The sequence below is a fragment of the Caballeronia sp. LjRoot31 genome (genome assembly GCF_964253885.1).
Classification (GTDB): domain Bacteria; phylum Pseudomonadota; class Gammaproteobacteria; order Burkholderiales; family Burkholderiaceae; genus Caballeronia.
In genome coordinates, this window is sequence record NZ_CAXURX020000001.1 from 1,410,657 (window position 1) to 1,430,191 (window position 19,535).

The 19,535-nt window shown below is 56.1% G+C and carries 21 protein-coding genes and 1 pseudogene; 14 read left to right on the forward strand and 8 right to left on the reverse strand.

Annotation, left to right across the window (positions count from 1 at the left end; genetic code table 11):
• The first annotated feature begins 11 nt into the window (after positions 1-11).
• The 10 genes from ACSQ8V_RS06135 (at position 12) to ACSQ8V_RS06180 (ending at position 8,126) form a co-directional block, all read left to right on the forward strand.
• Positions 12-932 (forward strand): hypothetical protein, encoded by a 921-nt coding sequence (locus ACSQ8V_RS06135; protein WP_436205200.1) that lies wholly within the window; start codon positions 12-14, stop codon positions 930-932.
• Positions 929-1,801 (forward strand): hypothetical protein, encoded by an 873-nt coding sequence (locus ACSQ8V_RS06140; protein ID WP_436205201.1) that lies wholly within the window; start codon positions 929-931, stop codon positions 1,799-1,801. Before ACSQ8V_RS06135 ends, ACSQ8V_RS06140 begins: the two co-directional genes overlap by 4 nt.
• Positions 1,802-1,831: 30 nt before the next feature.
• Positions 1,832-2,254 carry a tail fiber assembly protein gene (locus ACSQ8V_RS06145; protein ID WP_436205202.1) on the forward strand — a complete coding sequence of 141 codons (423 nt, stop codon included), beginning with the start codon at positions 1,832-1,834 and terminating at the stop codon, positions 2,252-2,254.
• A 94-nt stretch (positions 2,255-2,348) separates the two neighbouring features.
• Positions 2,349-3,065 carry a hypothetical protein gene (locus ACSQ8V_RS06150; protein ID WP_436205203.1) on the forward strand — a complete coding sequence of 239 codons (717 nt, stop codon included), beginning with the start codon at positions 2,349-2,351 and terminating at the stop codon, positions 3,063-3,065.
• A 6-nt stretch (positions 3,066-3,071) separates the two neighbouring features.
• Positions 3,072-5,465 (forward strand): hypothetical protein, encoded by a 2,394-nt coding sequence (locus ACSQ8V_RS06155; RefSeq protein WP_436205204.1) that lies wholly within the window; start codon positions 3,072-3,074, stop codon positions 5,463-5,465.
• 9 nt (positions 5,466-5,474) lie between these two features.
• On the forward strand, positions 5,475-6,251 hold the full coding sequence (locus ACSQ8V_RS06160; protein ID WP_436205205.1) for a hypothetical protein: 777 nt from the start codon (positions 5,475-5,477) through the stop codon (positions 6,249-6,251).
• Between the two features lie 123 nt (positions 6,252-6,374).
• On the forward strand, positions 6,375-6,641 hold the full coding sequence (locus ACSQ8V_RS06165) for a hypothetical protein (RefSeq protein WP_436205206.1): 267 nt from the start codon (positions 6,375-6,377) through the stop codon (positions 6,639-6,641).
• Positions 6,641-7,201 (forward strand): glycoside hydrolase family 108 protein, encoded by a 561-nt coding sequence (locus tag ACSQ8V_RS06170; protein WP_436205207.1) that lies wholly within the window; start codon positions 6,641-6,643, stop codon positions 7,199-7,201. Before ACSQ8V_RS06165 ends, ACSQ8V_RS06170 begins: the two co-directional genes overlap by 1 nt.
• A gap of 28 nt (positions 7,202-7,229) precedes the next feature.
• Positions 7,230-7,634, forward strand: coding sequence for a hypothetical protein (locus ACSQ8V_RS06175; protein ID WP_436205208.1), 405 nt, complete (start codon positions 7,230-7,232; stop codon positions 7,632-7,634).
• A gap of 117 nt (positions 7,635-7,751) precedes the next feature.
• Positions 7,752-8,126: a hypothetical protein gene (locus tag ACSQ8V_RS06180; protein ID WP_436205209.1), complete on the forward strand. Its 375-nt coding sequence runs from the start codon at positions 7,752-7,754 to the stop codon at positions 8,124-8,126.
• Between the two features lie 269 nt (positions 8,127-8,395).
• On the opposite strand, the gene ACSQ8V_RS06185 is transcribed toward ACSQ8V_RS06180, so the two are convergent.
• Positions 8,396-8,851 carry a hypothetical protein gene (locus tag ACSQ8V_RS06185; RefSeq protein WP_436205210.1) on the reverse strand — a complete coding sequence of 152 codons (456 nt, stop codon included), beginning with the start codon at positions 8,849-8,851 and terminating at the stop codon, positions 8,396-8,398.
• A gap of 573 nt (positions 8,852-9,424) precedes the next feature.
• Between ACSQ8V_RS06185 and ACSQ8V_RS06190 the strand changes: the two genes are divergently transcribed.
• The gene (locus tag ACSQ8V_RS06190) at positions 9,425-10,384 is read left to right on the forward strand and encodes an SOS response-associated peptidase family protein (protein WP_436205211.1); all 960 of its coding nucleotides are present in this window, start codon (positions 9,425-9,427) and stop codon (positions 10,382-10,384) included.
• A 183-nt stretch (positions 10,385-10,567) separates the two neighbouring features.
• Here the strand turns inward: ACSQ8V_RS06190 and ACSQ8V_RS06195 are convergent, their stop codons facing one another.
• Positions 10,568-12,151, reverse strand: coding sequence for a GmrSD restriction endonuclease domain-containing protein (locus ACSQ8V_RS06195; protein ID WP_436205212.1), 1,584 nt, complete (start codon positions 12,149-12,151; stop codon positions 10,568-10,570).
• Positions 12,152-12,465: 314 nt separating this feature from the next.
• Here ACSQ8V_RS06195 and ACSQ8V_RS06200 point away from each other — a divergent pair, with 314 nt between their 5' ends.
• From ACSQ8V_RS06200 to ACSQ8V_RS06210, 3 genes are all read left to right on the forward strand, one after another.
• On the forward strand, positions 12,466-12,966 hold the full coding sequence (locus tag ACSQ8V_RS06200; RefSeq protein ID WP_436205213.1) for a hypothetical protein: 501 nt from the start codon (positions 12,466-12,468) through the stop codon (positions 12,964-12,966).
• Between the two features lie 462 nt (positions 12,967-13,428).
• On the forward strand, positions 13,429-13,671 hold the full coding sequence (locus ACSQ8V_RS06205) for a type II toxin-antitoxin system Phd/YefM family antitoxin (RefSeq protein WP_436205214.1): 243 nt from the start codon (positions 13,429-13,431) through the stop codon (positions 13,669-13,671).
• Positions 13,658-13,948 carry a type II toxin-antitoxin system RelE family toxin gene (locus tag ACSQ8V_RS06210; RefSeq protein WP_436205215.1) on the forward strand — a complete coding sequence of 97 codons (291 nt, stop codon included), beginning with the start codon at positions 13,658-13,660 and terminating at the stop codon, positions 13,946-13,948. The genes ACSQ8V_RS06205 and ACSQ8V_RS06210 overlap by 14 nt, the downstream gene beginning before the upstream one ends.
• 82 nt (positions 13,949-14,030) lie before the next feature.
• Here ACSQ8V_RS06210 and ACSQ8V_RS06215 read toward each other — a convergent pair.
• The 6 genes and pseudogenes from ACSQ8V_RS06215 to ACSQ8V_RS06240 all read right to left on the reverse strand — a co-directional run bounded on the left by ACSQ8V_RS06215 (position 14,031) and on the right by ACSQ8V_RS06240 (position 19,261).
• Positions 14,031-15,221, reverse strand: a pseudogene (locus tag ACSQ8V_RS06215) (PIN domain-containing protein).
• Positions 15,222-15,536: 315 nt separating this feature from the next.
• Positions 15,537-16,328, reverse strand: a complete 792-nt coding sequence (locus tag ACSQ8V_RS06220; RefSeq protein ID WP_436205216.1) for an HNH endonuclease — start codon at positions 16,326-16,328, stop codon at positions 15,537-15,539.
• Positions 16,325-16,786: a hypothetical protein gene (locus tag ACSQ8V_RS06225; RefSeq protein WP_436205217.1), complete on the reverse strand. Its 462-nt coding sequence runs from the start codon at positions 16,784-16,786 to the stop codon at positions 16,325-16,327. The genes ACSQ8V_RS06220 and ACSQ8V_RS06225 overlap by 4 nt, the downstream gene beginning before the upstream one ends.
• Positions 16,761-17,504, reverse strand: a complete 744-nt coding sequence (locus ACSQ8V_RS06230; protein WP_436205218.1) for a hypothetical protein — start codon at positions 17,502-17,504, stop codon at positions 16,761-16,763. The genes ACSQ8V_RS06225 and ACSQ8V_RS06230 overlap by 26 nt, the downstream gene beginning before the upstream one ends.
• A gap of 406 nt (positions 17,505-17,910) precedes the next feature.
• On the reverse strand, positions 17,911-18,189 hold the full coding sequence (locus ACSQ8V_RS06235; RefSeq protein ID WP_436205219.1) for a hypothetical protein: 279 nt from the start codon (positions 18,187-18,189) through the stop codon (positions 17,911-17,913).
• Between the two features lie 94 nt (positions 18,190-18,283).
• On the reverse strand, positions 18,284-19,261 hold the full coding sequence (locus ACSQ8V_RS06240; RefSeq protein WP_436205220.1) for a DUF2971 domain-containing protein: 978 nt from the start codon (positions 19,259-19,261) through the stop codon (positions 18,284-18,286).
• Positions 19,262-19,535 lie beyond the last annotated feature (274 nt).

The window sequence follows — 19,535 nt, forward strand, 5'->3', positions numbered from 1 at the left end:
AAGGGGAATCAATGGCAAACATCATGCTGGGCTTTCCGAACCGTGCGGACGCCGCAGTGCTCTCGGGCGGCCAGTGGCAGGTGCCGATCACCAACCTGCAGGATCGGCGGCTGTCGCGCGTTGCGCGCTCGGCGTCACTTGCTCGGAGCTCGACCCAGTTTGACGTCGATCTGGTCGTGCCGCGACGCCTCTCGCTCATTGCGATCGTGCGGCACAACCTGGGGCTGAACGCAAAATATCGCGTGCGCATCGCGCTCGACGCGGCGTTCACCAATGTCGTCTACGACTCGGCCGTGTTGCCGCGCACGCCGGCCGTGCTGATGGACTTTCTGGCGCAGCAGTACTTCGTCGAGGGACGTGTGTGGGGCGATGCGTGGCCGCGCTTGTACTCGACTGCCATGCTCGATTGGGAGGACCCGAACTGGTGGGACGGGCGGCTGCCTGAAGAGGATCGCAAGGGGTATCCGGGGCTCTTGGTGCAGGTGCTGGCGGAACCCGCCTTCGGGCGCTATGTGCGCATCGAATTCGACGATCCGGATAACCCGGACGGGTACATCGAGCTCGGCCGGCTGTTCCTGTCGCAAGGCTGGTCGCCGCACAACAACGCGAGCTGGAATCCATCGCTTGGCTGGGAATTTGACACCACGATGGATCGGGCGCTTGACGGTACGCCGTATTTCGATCGAAAGACAGGCCGGCGGGTGCACAAGTTCGGGCTCGATTTTCTGGACCCGAATGAAGCCTACGGAAAGGTCTTCGAAATGCAGCGCGGCGCCGGCACAGACCGGGAGGTCATGCTCGTGTGGGATCGCGACGATCCGGTCAATTTGATCCGCCATTCGTTCGTCGGTCGCATGCGGCAAATCAATCCGATTCAGTTGTCGTTTCTCAATAATTTTACGAATGCCTTCGAGATCGAGGAGCTCACATGACGGCAGTAACGTTCCCGGATTCGGGACATAGCTATAGCGATGACGGCAGCACCGATCGCGACATGCTCAACGGTGGCCATGCACTGTGGTTCTTGCCGCTGACCGGCGAGGCCATTGCCGCTTACAACAAGATGGCCGCATGGATCCTCGAGCAGCGTTCGATCAAGACCGGCACGAACCGGGATGCGACCAATTCGGCGAATAGCGCGGCCGATGCGTTGGCATACAGGAACGCGGCGAAGGATTCGGCGGACGCCGCTCGCGTTGATGCGGCACGCGTGAGCATTCCGTTGCTGGCAGGTAACGGCGGTCGGGCGCTCGTGGTCGCGCCGAACGGCCTGTCGATGGTCTGGGGCGGTCCGTTCGTCAGGCAGGGCGGCGGCATCGGTCAGGCGACAAGTCAGGTGTACATCGGCTGGTCATCCGGCGGCCGCCTGAAGGTCACGGTCGATAACACCGACCTCGGCAACGTCGTTATGGATGACCTTCTGAATTCCGTGACGAACTCTTTGCTGCAATCCATCGCAACGAAAGCGAACGCGCTGGACGTGCAGAACGGTCTGAACCAGAAGGCCAATCAAAGTGATCTGATCAACACGAACAATGCGCTGGCCACGAAGGCAAGCCAGGACGCGTTGAACGTCACGAACAATGCCGTGGCGCAAAAGGCCGATACGGTTTGGGTGAGCGGAACGTTCGCCAATCGATCGCTGATGGACTACGGCGGGGTGGGTTCGTACACGGTCGTCGTTCGGCCGCAAGCCATTGGCGACGTCGTCAACCTGCCAGGACTCAACGGCACGTGGCGCTGCATGAGCGGCGGCACGGGCGGAGCGGGCAACGATCATCTGTTTTGCCGCATCGCTTAATGGGAGCGCTTCCTTGAGGATCAAGACGCAATGAAATATTCGGAAGTGAAAGACCCGAGATGGGCCGATGAAAACACCTCTGCGGTGCTGTGCACGGTGACTTTCGATGAACTGTTCTCGCCGGTGCCTTTCACCGCATCGCCCGGCGACAGCGAGGCGCACGGCATTGAAATCTTCCAGCGCTGCACGGCGGGAGATTTCGGCCCGATCGGCGAGTACGTGCCGCCGGCCGATGGCGAGCTCGAAGCCAAGGCCAAGTTAAGCCGCGATGAGCGCATGGCCGAGGCGGCAAGACGCATCGCGCCGTTGCAGTACGCGGTGGACGAATCGGTTGCGACCAACGCCGAGATCGCATCGCTTAAGAGCTGGAAGCTGTATTCGATCGCGTTGAATCGAATCGAGCAGCAGGACGGTTTCCCGTCGAGCGTCGTCTGGCCGGAGAAGCCAGTTTAGGCGACGTGCTCCCGAATCGTCTCACCTTCAATTCGAAGATCCATGCCCGCCACGTGCGGGTTTTTTTACGTCCGTATTTTGAGATGGGAATCCGATGAGTGACAGCACATTTTCTGACCTGGTCGCGTTTAGCCGGGGCAGTGCTGCGACGCGTGTGAATGAGGCGGGACACCTGGAGTCGGTCCCCGCGAACGTGCCGCGTTTTGACTATGACCCCGCGACGCTCGACCCTCGCGGCCTGCTTCTGGAATCAGCGGGTGCAAACCTGGACGGAAGCCCTCGTGCACCGGACAACACCAAAGTCACTTTGAACGCCGACTGGTTCAACGCGGCGAGCGGCGTGTGGCTCGTGGAATTCGAGTACCCCAGCGCGGGCGAGCACACGGTCATCGAGCTCGTGTCCGATCCGCTTGTTTTCGGCATCAAGGTCATCGACGGCGATGTGGTCGGCTACTGCGGTGATATCCGCGTGGCACTCGATACAGCGTTGGCGGGCGTCGTGACCGCCGTTGCGGTCGCGTTTGGTCCGAACGGTGTGCGCGTCGCCCGCAACGGGATCGTCGGGCAGTTAAGCGCTGCGCGCGTCAAGCGCGTGACCGACGTCGCACTCGGCGAGACCTTCACGGCCACCAGGCAAATCGACACGCGGGTGAGGCTGCTGCGCTACCTCGGCGCTGCGTCTAGCGAGAGCGAGCTCGCTGCACTCGTGCCCGGCGATGAGTGGACCGACATGGAGGCTTTCCTCGCAGAAACGTATGGCGACTTCTTTATCCCGCTGTCCGCACAGCTGGATGCAACACTACATTCTTGAGGGTATATGGCGGCAATCGATAACTTAAAAGAAGCGATCGAGGGGATTGCAAATAACTGGCCGATCATCGGCAAATTCGTTTCGGGCGGACCGACTGATACGGTCGAGACGGGTGCGGGGGATACGCCCGTCATCGCGAAGGTGGTGCAGGACGCGACCACGGCGCTTGACCAGGCGAAGACTGATCTGATTGCGCAAAAGGACGTCGAGATTAATCAGCTGGCATCCGGCGTTCTGGCGCGTTCTGCGTCTGCGGCTGATATATCAACGGCGAAAGCAACCGAGGCTGGTGGGTCGGCGGCCAGCGCTGCCGGCAGTGCGACGGCGGCTCAATTGGCACGCGATGCCGCGCTGATTCAATCGGGCGTGTACGTGAGCGAACCGATCGGCCGCGCAGCGGTGGCCGACGGGCAGGCGTTCAAGGTGCAGGGCGATGGCACCACGGTCGCAGCATACGAGTACAGGCGCGTGAACGCCGCCACGCCGTCGACGTTGATTGCGTCCTATCCGGCAGCGCAGGCAGTGGCCACGCTGCAATCGGCCGTTGTCGTCGCGCCAAGCGTCGATCAGGATATCGCATTCCGGTTGGTTGATTCGGATGGCTACGTGCTCGCAACGATCGGGCGTGACGGCACGTTCAACAGCATCCCGCTTAAATTCGTCGGTGGCATTGCTTCGAAGTCGCTCGGCGTTGCGGACAAGTCGCTCGAGGCGCTCGCGTGGCCATCCTGTCATGGTGCCGAGCCGGTGAACGTCACCGTGGATGCCGAAGGTTTTGTGCTTACCGCAGCGATGCTTGACGGGACAATCCTGACGCCTGAGGGCACGCTGGGTGCGCGGTGGATCGAGGCAATGGCATGGCCGCCATCTCACGGCGATGAGCCAGTGAACGTGACGCTCGACCGCGAGGGCTTTGTACTGACAGCCGTGCGTCTCGATGGCTCCATTCTGACGCCGGCCGGTCCGCTCGGTGCCAAGCGCGAGGACGAATCGTCGTTCCAGCAGGAAGAGATCGACGCTCGCAACGCGCAGAACCTTGTGTACAGCCAGAAGCTGAAGAGCCAGATCAATACCAATTTTCAGAAGCCGGTATTCGACTACAACATTATCGTCACCTACGGCCAGTCGCTGTCCAATGGGTTCCGCAGCTTCCCTGCGATCTCTGTATTGCCTCGCGCGCAAGGGCTTTACATGCTGGGCGATTCGGTGCGGCCGATCGGCGTGACCGGCGACACGCGTTTCCAGCCCGTAGGTGGCGTCTCGACGCTCAAACCGCTGGCCGCTTCCGTGCAGGACTACAGCGGCAAGGTCATCACGGACTATTCGACGCTCGATCCGACTGGCGGTGCAATGGGGGAATCGCTCAGCGAGGCGCAGGCGTCGTTCATCAAGATCATGACCGCCCGGCAGATGAACCTGCGCGATGACAGCGGTCCGCAATTCGTTGTCGTCAATTGCGGCGTCGACGGCAAGAGCGTAGAGGAGCTGTCCAAAGGCGCGGATATCAACCTGTACGCCCGGGTCATCGATGCGGTCACGCAAGTGAAGAACATCGCCACCGCGCAGGGTAAGACCTGCGGTGTGGTGGTCCTGAACTATAACCAGGGCGAATGGAACTACGGCGGGGTGCGAGGTGCAACCCGCGATAAGGCAGCCTACAAAGATTTACTTCTGACGCTGATCCGCAATCTGCAGGCTGACCTCTCGGCGATCACCAAACAGTCGCTGCCGTTTCTCACGTTGCTCGGCCAGACCGGTGCGGGTTATACGGTGGACTCCACGAACCTCTCGATCGGCACCGCGCAGGCCGAGCTCGGTCAGCAGAACGCCAATGTCAGGCTGGCGACGCCTTATTACCCGCTGCCTGTGAAGGATGACGGCCATTTCGAGGCGAACGGCGCTCGCTGGTTCGGCTGCATGTTCGGAAAAGTGGCGTACCGGATGCTGCGTGGCGAGGACTGGCAGCCGTTGAGCTTGCGTACCGCGACGCGGCGAGGGCTGCAGGTGCTACTCGACTTCACTGTGCCGGAGCCGCCGATTCGTCTCGCACTGCCGTTCGTCGGCGGGGTGCGTGCCGATATTGCCGGCAAGGGGTTCTCATGCGTCGATGCGTCGGGCGTCATGTTGCCGACCAAAGTGACGGTGGTGAGCGATACGCAGATCCTGCTTACCTTGCCTCGGCCGCCTTCGGGTTCGCTGAGCTTGCGCATCGCCGATCAGACCAACTGCCGGGGTCGCACCTGCGTGCAGGACAGCGACGGTATTACCTCGATGGAAAAGTACTACTACGCGGATAACAACGGTCAGGCCGCGACGGAGCGCGTCGGCGACTTGCTCGACAGTCCATACCCACTTCAGAACTGGCTCGTTGCAGGCCAGTACGCCGTCACCACTGCTTAAAGGAAATTTATGACTCTTGCTCTTGTATCTCCAGGCGCCAGCTTCGAGGCATCGAATATCGGTTTCATTCCGCCGATCGCGGACGCGTCGCTCAAGCTCTGGCACTTCTTCGGATCGGCCGCCGGGCCGTTGGGGAAGAATCTCGTTGTGGGTGCGCCTGATTCGGTTGTTGTCGGCTCGCCCGTGTTGTCGCCGCGTTATGCATCGTTCAAAGGCGTGACGAACTACCTGCAAACCCCCGTATCGCAGACCGGGGATTTCACGATCATCGCCGTGATGCGCTCGACTGATACGTTCGCCGACGACAGTCACCGACCGATGTTTATCTCGAACTACGGTGGCACGCGGCTCAATGACACCGTCCCCTGCGTGGGAGTGTCGCTATATGTGGATATGACTCCGAGCGCTGCGCCAGTCGGGCACCTCGAAGGCATGTCCGGCATTTACGACGGAACGCCCGGAGGGGCGTCACAGACTGGCTTTGGTCAATTGACTATCGCGGATATGACGCAATGGCGCTGTGTCGTGGTGAGCAAGATCGGCGCGACGCGCATCCTTTACGACCTGACGGGTAACGCGTCCAACTCGTGGTTTCAGCCCGCGAACATGCTCGATGACATCTCATCGGCCAAGTTTCGGATCGGCAGTAGCTGGGGTCAGCAGTTCAAGGGGATCTGTGACATGGCGATGGCGGCGCTGTACAGCAGGGGGATGACGCTCGCGGAAGTGACGACGTTGTACACCTTCCTCAAGCAGTTCTATGCCCGGCGCAACATCGCAATTTGAGCGAGGCTTAGGGCAATACGGTTAGTTTTTAAAGCATCAAAGCAACTTTGCGCAAGCCGCCCAATCGGGCGGTTTTTTTATTGCTGCTTGAGCAGCGGCGTTCATTTTCGAGGACGTGACTATATGAACAAGTTGAAAGTCGAGTTGGTGGAGGATTGGCGCAAGGCGCTGACCTGGTCGTGCGTACGTGCGTCGCTGGTCCTCAGTGCCTTGTGGCTGGCTATGCCGCAACTTCTGCAATTGGCCATCGAGCACTGGCCGTTGGTTGCGCCGTGGGTCATTCGCTTTTTCCCTAGCGCGGACGCGAGCGTCGTTCCGGCAATCTCGTCGCTCCTGGTGATCCTCTTTCGCCTGACGCAGATCCGCGTGGTGCCGCGAGGTGATCAGTGATGACGGCCGACGTGGACAAGATTTTCGAAGATCTGTTGGTGCGCGAGGGTGGCGGCAAGGTGACCAATGATCCGAACGACGCCGGCGGATTGACCCGCTGGGGCTGGACCCAAAAAACGGCGAGCGCCTATGGATTTAAGCGAAGCGTCGACACGATGACGCATGACGAAGCAATCACGCTTTACAACCTGCGCTTTTGGTTCAGCCCGAAATTCGATCAGCTGCATGCCATCGATCCGGATCTTGCGATTTATCTGGCTGACACGGCGGTAACGAGCGGCCCAGCGACGGGCGTGAAATTCATGCAACGCGCGCTGAACGTCCTGAACAACCAGGCCAAAGCGTTTCCCGACATCTCTGCTGACGGTGGCCTGGGGCCGATGACCTTTGCGGCGCTTAGAGCCTATGTGACCACGCGCGGGCCACGCGGGCTCGATGTGCTTCGGTTCATGGTCCGCTCACTGCGCTCGACTTTCTTTATCGAGCTGGCCGAGCGCAAGGAAACGCAGGAATCGTTCGAGTACGGCTGGCAGGTGCAGCGTGCGATGCTGGGCGCATAAGAGCAGAAAACACGGCGAGGGCAACACGATGGATTTGAACGAGATCGGCTCGAAGTCGGCCGGCATCTGGGGTTGGATTGGCGGGGGAGGCCTCGGTGTGCTCGGGATCACCGCGCTGCAGTTGCGCAAGTGGCTGTCGCGCGATGGCGTCGATCGACGGCGCGATTCCGCTGAGAAGGATCTGATCAATACGCTGTCCGAGCAGCTTGACAAGGCCAATGCGCGTGCGGCCCTCGCCGAGAAACGCGCTGACGATGCCTACAAGGAACGTAACGACACGATCCGGGAAATCGGCGTGGTGTCGCGTGCAATGGCGGCAATGGAGGAGCGCATGAAGCAGCAGGCCGCGTTGATTGAACAGCAGAACACGGAGCTCGGGTCGTTGCGCTGTGAAGTGCAAAGTCTTAGGGAGAAGCTCAATGAAACTCACTAAATCGCGGATACAGGATCGATGTTTGAAGGGCCTGGCTCGTCGTCTGGAGGGCCGGGCGCTAGCGATGGCTCTGGCTGCCAGTGGCGTAGTGGTTGGTGAAAGCATTAGAGGTATGCGATGACTGCAATTCTCAAAGCCATTTGGCCGGCGCTCACAGGCTTCGTTGCGTTGATCGCCGCCGGCGTGATCGCGTTTGTATCGAAGAAAACGTCCGACGCAAAGGTGGCTCAGGCCAATCAACAGGCAGCGGAGGCGAGGGCGGATGTTGCCGTCGCCCAGAGGCAAACCGCCGAGGTGCGCGATACAGCCGCCCAAGCGAACGCGACGGCCGCGCAGGCCGGCGCCCAGGCAATCAAGGAGAGAAGGGATGTTGAAAACGATACTGCTGGCCAGCCTGACAACGATGTGCGTAACGAGTTGCGCGGTTGGGCCTCGCCAGGTCGCGGCACCGGTCGAAACGCAGCCGGTGATAGCGCAGATCCGAATCGTTGATGCCGGCTGCGACTGGATCAGGCCGATCTATCCAGAAGATGTCGACGTCGACGTGATTAGCATGAGTTTGGCCCGACAGGTTACAAACCACAACCGGATGGGCGTAAAACGCTGCGGTTGGGTATTTCCCAGCCCGCAGCAGTCGTCTGCGAAGTAGCTTTTATCGACGCTCCGCGGCGTGTGAAGCCCAGGGCGTGGCGGCACGTTCCTGAATCTCGCAGAATTGGCTTGAAGACGGCGAGGGGCTTCCGATGCCGCTAAGTCGACAATTAAATTTCATCCTGAGCTATGTCGCTCCACGTCAATCGGCTCAGTCGTCTGATCCCACGTACGATGGTTCTCAGTTCATCGTTTCCGGTTAATATCGCAATCGAATTGAGATGGCCTTGCTCGATTCCGCCACAGCGGTAAAGTGCCGCCATTGCCGGCTCTTCGAGCCTTTCAAATCGGATAGCGTGAGCCCCGGGCCAGTTGGCTATGTGGTCAGTTGCCAGCTCCGCCAAAGCATGCCTCGACTGGGCGATCACCTCGGGCCAAAGCGCCTCCACGTCCTGCACAACTTCGAATTGGCCTCGCTTGCAATCAACCTCCTTGCTCCCCTTGAGCAGTATGTACCGCTCGACTCCATGGTACCCATAGTCCCCGACGTGTTCTGCAACAATCACCACGCAATTGCCCGCACGAATGTCTGATGGGTAGACCGCCTGCTCGATTACCAGTTTCATCAAAACCCCTTGTAACGTGAAAAAACGAGAGAATAGCGCGGCCTGCTCGAACCTGTCATTAGTCTTACAAAAATATTAATTTTTAATGTTCAATCTGGTAGATCGTGTTTCATGCATGGGCTCGGAGTGCGTCCAGACAATGCAATCCCGATCGCCGCTCGCGGGAGCGATATACTGTGTTTTTATACAGTGGTTGCCGCAATGTTCGTACATATCGTCGCCATGCGCTTTCACGGCAAAGCACTTGATCAGACCCAAATCCGGACTGCTGAGGCCGTGCGGGCTGAGGTACTAATAGCCCACGAGAACTCGAATGTCTTGGGGCGATATTCGGACGTCGCGAGGGCCAGCGCTGCCGGTGACGGCCGGGACCAACTCTTGCCCGCACTGTACGATTGCCGGCTTTCCCACATGGGGCACGGCGGCTTCGTTCTCACTGGCGTTGAGTTGGTAGGTTCTATCGCGTTCGCTCAAAACTGGTGGTGTCGCCCAGCAGTCCGGTAGATTTCGGAGTGACAACAGGGCGCGGAACGTTCCATCATGCGATGACGATTCCAAAGGAGAGGTCGCACTATGTGCTATTCGGCGCAGATCGTGGCGGACTACCGCAAGTACGTGAAGATGTTCGGTCCCGACATGGACATCAGGGAGTTCGCACGGCTCTATTGGGAGCGCGTCGAGGGCAGCGGCGCGAAGGTCCCAAGGGGTATGGATGTGCCCTTCATGAATCCGGAAACAGAAGAGGAGCACCGCATCGAGGAGTTAATTGAGCGATATGACGCGGCTCAGATGACGAAGCTCGAACAGGAACTGTTCAAACAGCGTACGCGGCTCGCGGACGCCGATCGCATCCTCCAAGCTAAAACCACAAAAGCAGCCATCGAGAGCAAACGGATTGCCACTGGCAAGATCGAGGCAACGCTACGCCGGCGTGATGACTTGCGACGAACGGAACCAGCGGAGCGCGACTCCCGGATTTTCCCCGGCCAATACGCTCCCGTCATGGTTATGGAGAACGGCCGGCGCGTCATTAAGCCGATGCGCTATCAATGCCGGCCGGCAGGTAAGCCCGCGATCTACGACGTGAAATACCCCGGAACCTATAACGCGCGGCGGGACAACCTGGAGGGTTTCTGGAAGGGGCTTTTCGGTTATACGCACGGACTGATGCTGGTGACCGCATTCTACGAAAACGTCAGTCGATTTCGGCTCGAAAATCGCGTTCCGCTTGAGGGGGAGAAACATGAAAACGTGGTCCTGGAGTTTAGGCCCAACCCACCCCAGGAAATGCTGATTGCGTGTCTGTGGTCTCACTGGCGAGGGAAGGATGAACCTGACCTGCTGTCGTTCGCGGCCATTACGGACGACCCGCCGGAGGAGATAGCTCTTGCCGGCCACGACCGTTGCATCATCCCCATTAAGCCCGAACACATCGACGCGTGGCTCAATCCAGACCCTGCGAATCTCGCGGCGCAGTACGCCATCCTCGACGACCGCAACCGGCCGTATTACGAGTACCGAATGGCGGCCTGAACTAAACCGCTGGCCTGTCGAGAATGAATGATCTGGAAGGGGGGGCGTGCCGGTGCCGGAGGCAATTCTGAAGGCCCTCAAGTAACCGCTGGTTTAGGGCTTTGTGTTGTTCGGATTCAAGCGGCCCGAAAGCCGCTATCCGCGCGTAGGTGCACCTCGTAGCGCTAGGCTCTAGCCGGCACGTCAAACCATCAATCCGTTCGCAAACTCTGCAAGGCGGGCACATCTTGCGGTGAGGAAAGGATGGTAGTCGTCGTTGAATTCATTATCGAGGCAAAACGCCGTCGCAAGCGTCAACGCACGTGCTTTCTCGTCGCCAACAAGATCGCCCAAGTACGCCGAAGGGCGCTTTCGACCAATATTCTTGTTTTCTGCCGCGCTGAGGAAGCAAAAATTCCCGAGCACGTTGATTTCCGTGTCAGGAACGCCGATTTCCCGAAGATACGCGCGCGGGTAAATGTGATGGAACTCCGATCGGTTATAGCGCTGTAGTACTTTGTCAAGTTCGATGTTTTTTCCGGAGAGAAGGCTTCGCGGGTCGTTATTGGCCAACAGCAATACGAAAGTTTTCGTCGCAGCAGCGCCTACCCGAAACGAGCTTTGGAAGAATTCCGGCTTTACCGTAACATCAATGTTATCCAACGTATTTGGATGACCGGTCTTCAGGCGCATCATCTGCTCTATGTCGTTGATGGTGGTTTTCCGGGTCTGGCTCGTGTATCGCGCGGAAAAGCAGGTGCGCCAAAACCAACGCTTGATTGCTTGATAGGTCTGGCCCCCATAGACCACTTCCTTTCCGTCGGGCTCTGCGAAGAAAACCGCCAATGGGACTAGCATCGATGGGTACGGAAGCAGTTTCAAATGGACAACTTTAAGTTGGGTCCTTAGAAAATCGATTGCTCCGCGAATCCCGTTTTCAACAGTTGGGAACTGCGCCCTCACTTCGGCACCATTCAGATCCAGCAGCTTCTCGGGCCCCGGCTCCCGCGTTAAAATTCCGGCGACACAACTCAACACTAAGTCGGCATCGTCGCCGACGCCTGCGAATCCAAAGTCGGACAATTCCTCACGCAGTTCCTTAAATTTCTCCAAGAGATCAAAGTCATCGCTCCACGTCCATGCGGATAGCAATTGCAGAGTGTCGAGAGCAACTCCGAGGTGGTTGATTCTTTCGAAGACAATCGCAACGATTGATCGATCTTCGCTCTTTAACACTTGTACCGGAATCGAAACCTCTTTGAACTTCTCTTGGAGCCTGTCAACAAGCGCGATTTGCTCCGGCTTAAGATGCTCTGTACTCGCACGGTACTTCACTGAATCAAATAGGACATTCATTGGGAAGTAGCGATTTCTATCGAATTCGTCTCCTTCCGAAATCGCTACGAAAACACTGTCCTGGGCGTTGTCATTCGCGTCAAGATCGAAATAGATGTCTGCCCAATCGGGGTTCGCATGTGCTACCAATTCGGTCTGGAATACGGTGAAGATCGACGTAAGACGCTGCTGCCCGTCGAGCACGTAGTCGATTGGATAGTCGACCTGCGGGTCGGGCAATGTGAACTCGCCCAAATTGCGTTCTGTCGTCAACTGCTGCTTGGTGCGCCAAAAAAGCAGGGAACCAAACGGATAGCCCTTGTAGATGCTGTCAAGCAAGTAGGCCACACGGTCCATTTCCCATACGAAGCCCCGCTGAAAGGCGGGAATTCGAATTTCTCCGCTCACAACCGCATCGAGCATTTTTCGAATTGAATAGTGCTGATATTCCATGCTAGGTCCATCTCCGTGTGCGGTTTTTAATCGTGTAAATGTAACTGAAAGTATCACGTCGCGGGATGTTTCGAATCCAAACCGCTACTGACCGGAAAAGATGCAGCGGTTGCCTAGCCGCAACGGCGGGGAGTAGGTCGAACGAGCGCGAGGCGACGTGTACGAAAAGACGCCTGCTAGGCCGCTCGCCGCGCCACCCTTCCATCTCTCCTTTCACTATCACTCGAACGCCTTAGAACGCCTCAAGTACTTAGCCGCAAAACGGGAAATTGCTGCCACATTACTGATACCAAATCCAAAAAGGGGAATCTGTGATGGCGGAGCTAGCTGGCTATATAGGAATATTGACGGGGCTAATCGGCACATTCGTCGGTATCGCAGCGTACGTGCGAAGCGATCAGATCAAGAAGCTAGACTTGCGACTCGAAGTTAAGAAGGGACTAGGCGACGCGCACGAAGCGCTTTCTACTCTTCGAGCCGTGATGGAAGCTGCGGCCAACTCTAGACCTTGCGTGCTGGCTATGAGAGGGCTTGGTAGATCGGGCAATATGGTGGCGTGGGAACAGAGCATAGCGGCTGACCGTGTCAGACTGGAGGCGATAGCAGCAACCCTCCGGAGCGAAGGTGGCGACTTCACCGCGCTGTCCGCAGAGCAACTAGAGTCAGAGATAGTGGCCGCTCATAAGATAAAGGCAAGCTTGCTTACGCTGATCGAGAAGTATCGTGGAGAGCTTTTGGCAGATGATGAGGCGCGCCGCCAAAGGCATCAAGAGGTAGTAGTGCTGACAGCCGCGCAGATGCGCCCGAGAGAATAACAGTAACCGCCCGGTGTAGGCTGTCGCCTAGCGTTCGTCACTTGGTCACACAATACAGAGCGCTGCCCGGACAGACGCGGCGAGAAGTCCGGAACGGAACTGGACGCTTCTTCAGGGTCGACGGGTCGACGCTGCGCATAAGTGCGCCACCTGACAGGATGATGTGTCGGGTTTTCATAACGAAACGGTCGACTCAAGTACACGGTTGGCGGCGGCCGGGAGGCAACGCAAGGAGGTAATCATTTTCAGTTGGGATGATTCTGCTCATCCAGCCGGTTGGCCCTCAGGGTCCGCACTCGGTTGACATGACCTATTAAATGACCTAATATTTGGTGTACTGCTGGTGCGATTGGCGTCGTGCCGACAGCTCTTAATTATCGTTATCGTTATCGTTATCGTCATGACAGCTATAGGCGTCGGCCGCATCTTATCGAAGGGCGACGCCTTCACGGGTGAATAGATATGGAAAGCATCCTGGCCCGCACTTCGATCGGGATCAGCGAGCTCAAAGTCAATCCGACTTCTGCAATTGAGCAAGCCGACGGTCCCGTCGCGGTGCTTAATAGAAACAAGCCGGTCGCGTACCTGATCCCAGCAGCCGACTGGGAAGCGATTTGTGACAGACTTGAAGACATCGAGCTGGCGGAAATCGTCAGGGCGCGCAGCGGCGAAACCGCTGTGAGCGTGGAACTTGAAGACCTATGATCTGAAGTTTTTGCCGTCCGCCCGAAAAGAGTGGGACAACCTCGATAACACAGTGCGCGGGCAGTTCAAGCGTAAGCTGGCGGAAAGATTGGAAAATCCGCATGTCGAGTCGGCGCGTTTAAGTACGATGCAGGATTGCTACAAAATTAAGCTTACCGCACTTGGCTATCGGCTTGTGTATCAGGTGGCCGATAGCACCGTCACTGTTACCGTGGTGTCGGTTGGAAAGCGTGAACGGAGCGCCGTGTATGCTGCGGCGATAGCTCGACTTAAATGAAAAAGCCCGCCTTGGCGGGCTTTTTTATACTGCGGATCCACAAGCGCCATGGCAGCGCGTTTTCTTCCTTCTGTCCGGACGATCATCCCTCCCTCGGAGGGGGCAATCTAACAAGTCGATGAGTGATGTACCCGCGCTCGTGCGCAAGAGCGCGCATCCTTTCCTCCAGATCCCGAATCCGAACTCCTATAGTAGGGTCCGGAACAACATTACGATCTTCCATTCGCTCCCTCAGAAAGGATATTTCGCGTTTGATCTCAGAGATATGCCTATTCACTATGTTGAGCTTTTCAAACAAAACCTGACCTTCTGCGGCCTCTGCGGGCATGAACGTCTGTCCGTCTGGATCGGGTCCAAGTTTCGCATCGTCTAACTTCTTTCTTAACGCTCGCAAGCGCAAGTTTAAGTTTGATCCAACGGCGGTAGCCTCGTTAATGGAAGCGTTAGAAACTTTCGCATCAAAGTGCTCGCTTGCATACTTCATGAACTGATCAACTTGGTACATCTGGAATCCTTGTTGCGCGATATCATGGATTTCTTGACGAAGCACAGGCAGCGGCCCGACCGTCTTGCCCGAAATTCTTAACCACCAATCCTCTTTCACATCGTCGGTGACAAAAATCAGAGGCAATTTAGTTTCTTCAGCAATCTGCAATATCTCTCTCCAGATCAAACCATCGCCTAAGGATTTCTCACCGTCTTTTTTGGCATCTGCGAAGCCCGGCGGGATCCGCTTATCGAGCCGATCGTTGGCCCATTTTTCCTACTCTCGCTTGTCGGCAGCGGAGGGCTTGGGACGAATACGCGTCTCCAGTATTTCTGCCAATTTCGATAGAACTGGGTCATCCGCACGCAAAAGGTCGGGATGTTCTTCACCCGATTTGTTAATGGATTTACGTATCTGCATAAACGTCGAATCGAACGTTTTAATTAAGCGAATTGCGTCGATTTGCGAATGGCGGCTAAATCTTTGTAAACCTAACTTCAACTGATCGTGCGTGGTTTGGAGTAACTTTACGACTTCTGTGTATGCAGCCACTTGCTCAGAAATGACCGTGGCGCGATTTAGGAAAAACTCATGCGCGACCTGATACGGTATGCAAACGCGGTCCGAAAGTGACCCGAGTAGCTCTAAAAGTTGTTCGCGCGTAGCGTCCGTGTATCGATATAGGTTGAGCAACGCATTGGTGTCAAACACAAAGATCGCCTTAGCCCAAACATCCGCGATCTGTGCCTCGGTTAATCGAAAGTATCCAGCGAATTGATTGCGCATGGTGTTGGGAATGTCGATGTCACGCCAACGTCGGCGTGGTTTTTAGCGTAGGTTGGTATCAGCAAGTAATAGGGTAAAGCCGCAGATACTGCTGCATCATCAGCATATGTTACCAGTCGCGGCCCGGATGGTGACGGGGGCGGCCTAACGCGCTCGAACGCCGCGGGTTGTGCGAGCGTCGGAAATCGACCCACAAGGGACATCTGGGTCGCTCGAAAGCGGACCTTTAGTCGTTGGCAAAACGAATGCCGGATCGCTCAACCACATCGAGATTATCACCGACGATTTCCACCAGCGAGATTGCGCTCTCACAACTTATTTTTGATTTTTAGATTTCTGCCCCCGACCGCGCCATTGCCGCCCCGGGTACAATCCTTCTATTTTTTTAATCGCCTTTTGACGTTCCACGGTGTGCGGAGAGTCATCTTCGTCTTGTTCTTCGATTAATCCCGATCGCGCCGCTGCTCTCAGAACATCATCGATTTCGTTCATTATCTGTTGGTTAACTTCAACTGCTTCCTTTATCCATCGTGCGGCCCGTGATCGCATTTGTGGATGTAGTTGATCAATACTTAAACTGCGCAAGGCAGTAATGCCTTCGCTAACATATTTGTCGCAAGCATTCAGTCGAAGGCGAAGCTCCCTTAATCGTCTCAGAAACTTTCGATTAAGGGAAAGTGTAAGAATTGTATATTCACCTGTATTGGATTTAGAACTTAATGTCATTTCTTCCGCCGAGAAGTGATCTTCAAATAAATCGGTGTCCGGGCGGAAAAATCGATATCCATCGCTTCGTGCGTCCGGCGGCGGATATCTATCCCCTTTCCGCGAGTTGCATTCATCGCACGCATACATGAGGTTGCTATAAGTAACCTCTAGATCGGGCCGGGCACTTACTGGTTCGTAGTGATCTATCGTGAATCGAACGGCCTCCGCCTCCGCTTCTGTCATCCTGCAATAAGCGCAGGAATAATAGAAATCGTAGCGCAAATATCTACGATATTTTCCATATTCCGTTTGTGCCGGCACATCTGGTGTACGGACAATTAACGAGGAGGAGCCAGTCGTCGCGGGAACGCCGCTTGGATTTTTAGATGTTTCGCTCATCTTTTTCGCTGCGTCAGCGATACACGTTGAACGTCCTTGGCGAGTTGTTCTACTCCTTCCATAAATGATTCGTAACGTGCAATTGACATTTCAAGGCGATCGAGGGCCGCCCCATGGCGTGCGTCTTCAATTTGATCTAGCGTCCAAAGGACATACTCATATCGATTTCTATCGCTTTGCGAAAGCGTTCCCGAAAGCTTCCTATCTATAAGTTTTTGCCTCTCTTCGAGTAATCTTTGCCTCTCGTCTTCGCCGTAATTATTGTTTATTATCGAGCGCGCCAACGCTTTTGTTTCCAACCGCATTTCCGGACTTGCCTGCACGTTGAATCCCGTAAAGGAAAAACGGGATTCCTCCTCACGCAGGGATATCGAAGTTCCGGTTGCAAAAGATTGCGGACTATCCAAGCCAACCGAGACTATTTCGTTGGTATCAGGTTGAGACATTGTCATATGCATTAAACATATCTCCTTGCGCCAGATCTTCAAGATATTCGAGCGCCGCTTCCTCAACACCGCTCAAAGAAGCCCGCATGGAATTCTTGTCTTTTTGCGTCTTGAAGATGCGTTGGTAGTCAAACATTAAATTGACGAAGCCCTCGTCGGATTCCGGTTTGGAAATGACGTGGACGCATCGATCTTCCCAATCCTCGGTGTTCGCGATGGAGCTTACGATCTGAAAGTTATAGTGCGGCACATTTTTCCATGGCCCCTTCAGGTAGTCGATACAGCGAATGATCCCCGGCGGTGCGTCAGACTCGTCTACGATCGTTGCGGACACCACGCCGACTCGTTTTAGGACACGTTGAGAGCCAGTCAATAACTCGGCCGCTTCAATCGCACGATTACCAACTTCTTGCAGTAAAACTGTGTAAGCTTCCTGTCGCGAGATCAATTCCGTCGTGGGCATTCCGCCACTGGTATTTTTTATCTTTAAACGGTGTTGGAATTCAACGGCCACTTTTGACGAATCTATCGCATATTTGAACCCGCTTTCTGTGATGAATTCAACAGAAAAGGAGTCCTGTTTCGACAAAGTGAACTTGTCGGTGATCGGTCCCGCAAGCTTGTCCAAAACGGGAATCACCGCGGTCAGCAGGTCGCCACTAGGGCGAAAATGCTTGTCAAACGTAAAGCCCACGGTGGGCCGTGATGCCAATTTGTCGCACCAACTCACATAGCCTCCTAAACATCGAACCGGAGAAATATCTTGCCTGCGTTTTCGGCAAAGTATACGCAAATCTTTAGCACTCGCGCGTCAATATGGTAGCCGCTCCCGTACGATGCGCGCCTGCATCATTTGCCGGGCGCACCAAGCGCGGCCGGTCCACCCTCCGCCGCCGAAAACGTCCCATCGTTTCAGACCGGCGTCAGGTCCTTTGTCTTCGTTCATGCAGCAGCGAAGATTGTCGACGATCGAGGGCTGGCTGTCGAATGTCCCGTTATGGCCGCGTGCTGTCTCATACAAAGGGCATACGCGAGCTGAACCGCACACGTCTGTAATCGGCAGCACGCGACCCACAGCAGCGATTCACGTCATTCAGTAGCGGCCGTTGAAGCCGCGGCTGCGACCGCACTACGCATCAGCCTTTCCACCATCCGACCGACCGGCCCAATTCGAGAATGAATACGCCGAAGGTGCCTACTGCTGCCAAGATGGCAAGAGCGCGTTCAAATGACCCCAAGGTGACTGGCTTCTGAGTAACCACTTTCTTGCCATCCCAATACAATTCGCCAGTTTCCGTGTGCACCCCAATGAATGATGTCCCATCAATGGATATGGCGCGCACACCATCAGGCCACTCCGGTGGCCGATCGGCCGAATACATAGTGTTGCGCAAGCTTTGCCAATCAGTGTTCATGTCCTCTCCTTGGCTTAGGGGTGAGTATCCCGCTGGCGGCAAATTGCGACGCTCGTCGACAATCGTTTCGATGGCGCGAGTCCTATATTGCGTCTCAAAACCGCAGTGGAATGCCAGATTTACGAACTTCCACGTTGTCATGTCCCAAAGAGCTGATTAACTGACCTACGGTCTGCACCGTCAACTCGGCGTTGAGCGTTGGCCCACAGTAAACCCGGGAGACGCGTAGTGGCCCTGCCTGAGCCGCAAGAAGGGGTAGCGACACATATGGGACAAAATTTCCTTTACTGATGCGAAATTCTTGGTTTGCGATCGGACGGCTGTGGGGAAAGTAGATGTAACGATATTCCTGTTCCCCACTAAACTCGGAACTCTTGAAGCAAGGTAGGAAGTCCGCAAGCATCATTTGTACGCGTCCAGTTGCGTAATTCAGCACATTTTCGCGGAACTCTTCCCAATGCATAGACGGGCCGCGTTCGGCGACCACTTTCGCTATGCCTTCCAGAAATTCGTCGAACCACTCAACCTGTTCCAGGCGGTCATAGATTACTTGACGAAGGTGCACCAAGCCGCATTCATCGAGCATAAAGGCGTCGGCGCCAAGCTGAGCGTCAATCGTCTTGCATGGTGAAACCCCAATGGAGTAACCGCCCCCGCCGCTGCCGTATCCACGCCACTGGCTAAGCAAGTTCCCATCTGTGCAGAAGCAAACGACGTAGGTCTCGAAGAGCAAGCCGCTCGGAAACTGTAACTCTTCCTTTGTGCGGTCGACGAAGCGGGTGACAAAATCGTTTTGCCATTTGTTTGCGAGAACGCTGAGCCGCTCTACAAATAGAGCGCAGCCGTATTCAAGTTCGGACGAATCGTTGAGGTGACTGATATGCGTCGCCCAAAATGAACGTCCACTGAGGATAGATTGGAATCCTTCGGCTGTGGTGTAGTGAAAGAGGCCCTCTAGATCGATCAAAGCCTTTTCGTGTTGCGTCAGAAATTTGTGCTGAACTGCTTGGCAGTGCTCGTGCAGCACTATATCTGGCGCGTTTGGATCGTAAGAGAGCATCTGTTCGGTCATAGATCGTGTAGTCGCGATATATAGGCAGTTGTTGGCAATGCAAGCCGCGTGACGAGTTATAGGGATTGTCAACGATCATGCCACAATGTCGAACGGCCGAAACTGGCCGATTGCCGTCGAACGGGTGCACGAAACGGAGGGACTGGGAGTAGTCCGCTGATGCTTTGCTAGGGTTTTTTGCGTGCTACAGATTTGCTATAGCAGCGAGCAGGGGGCTTATCTGACAAGGCTCTCATCTGTCATTCCATCCCCTGAACTAGAGGGCGGAAGGTCG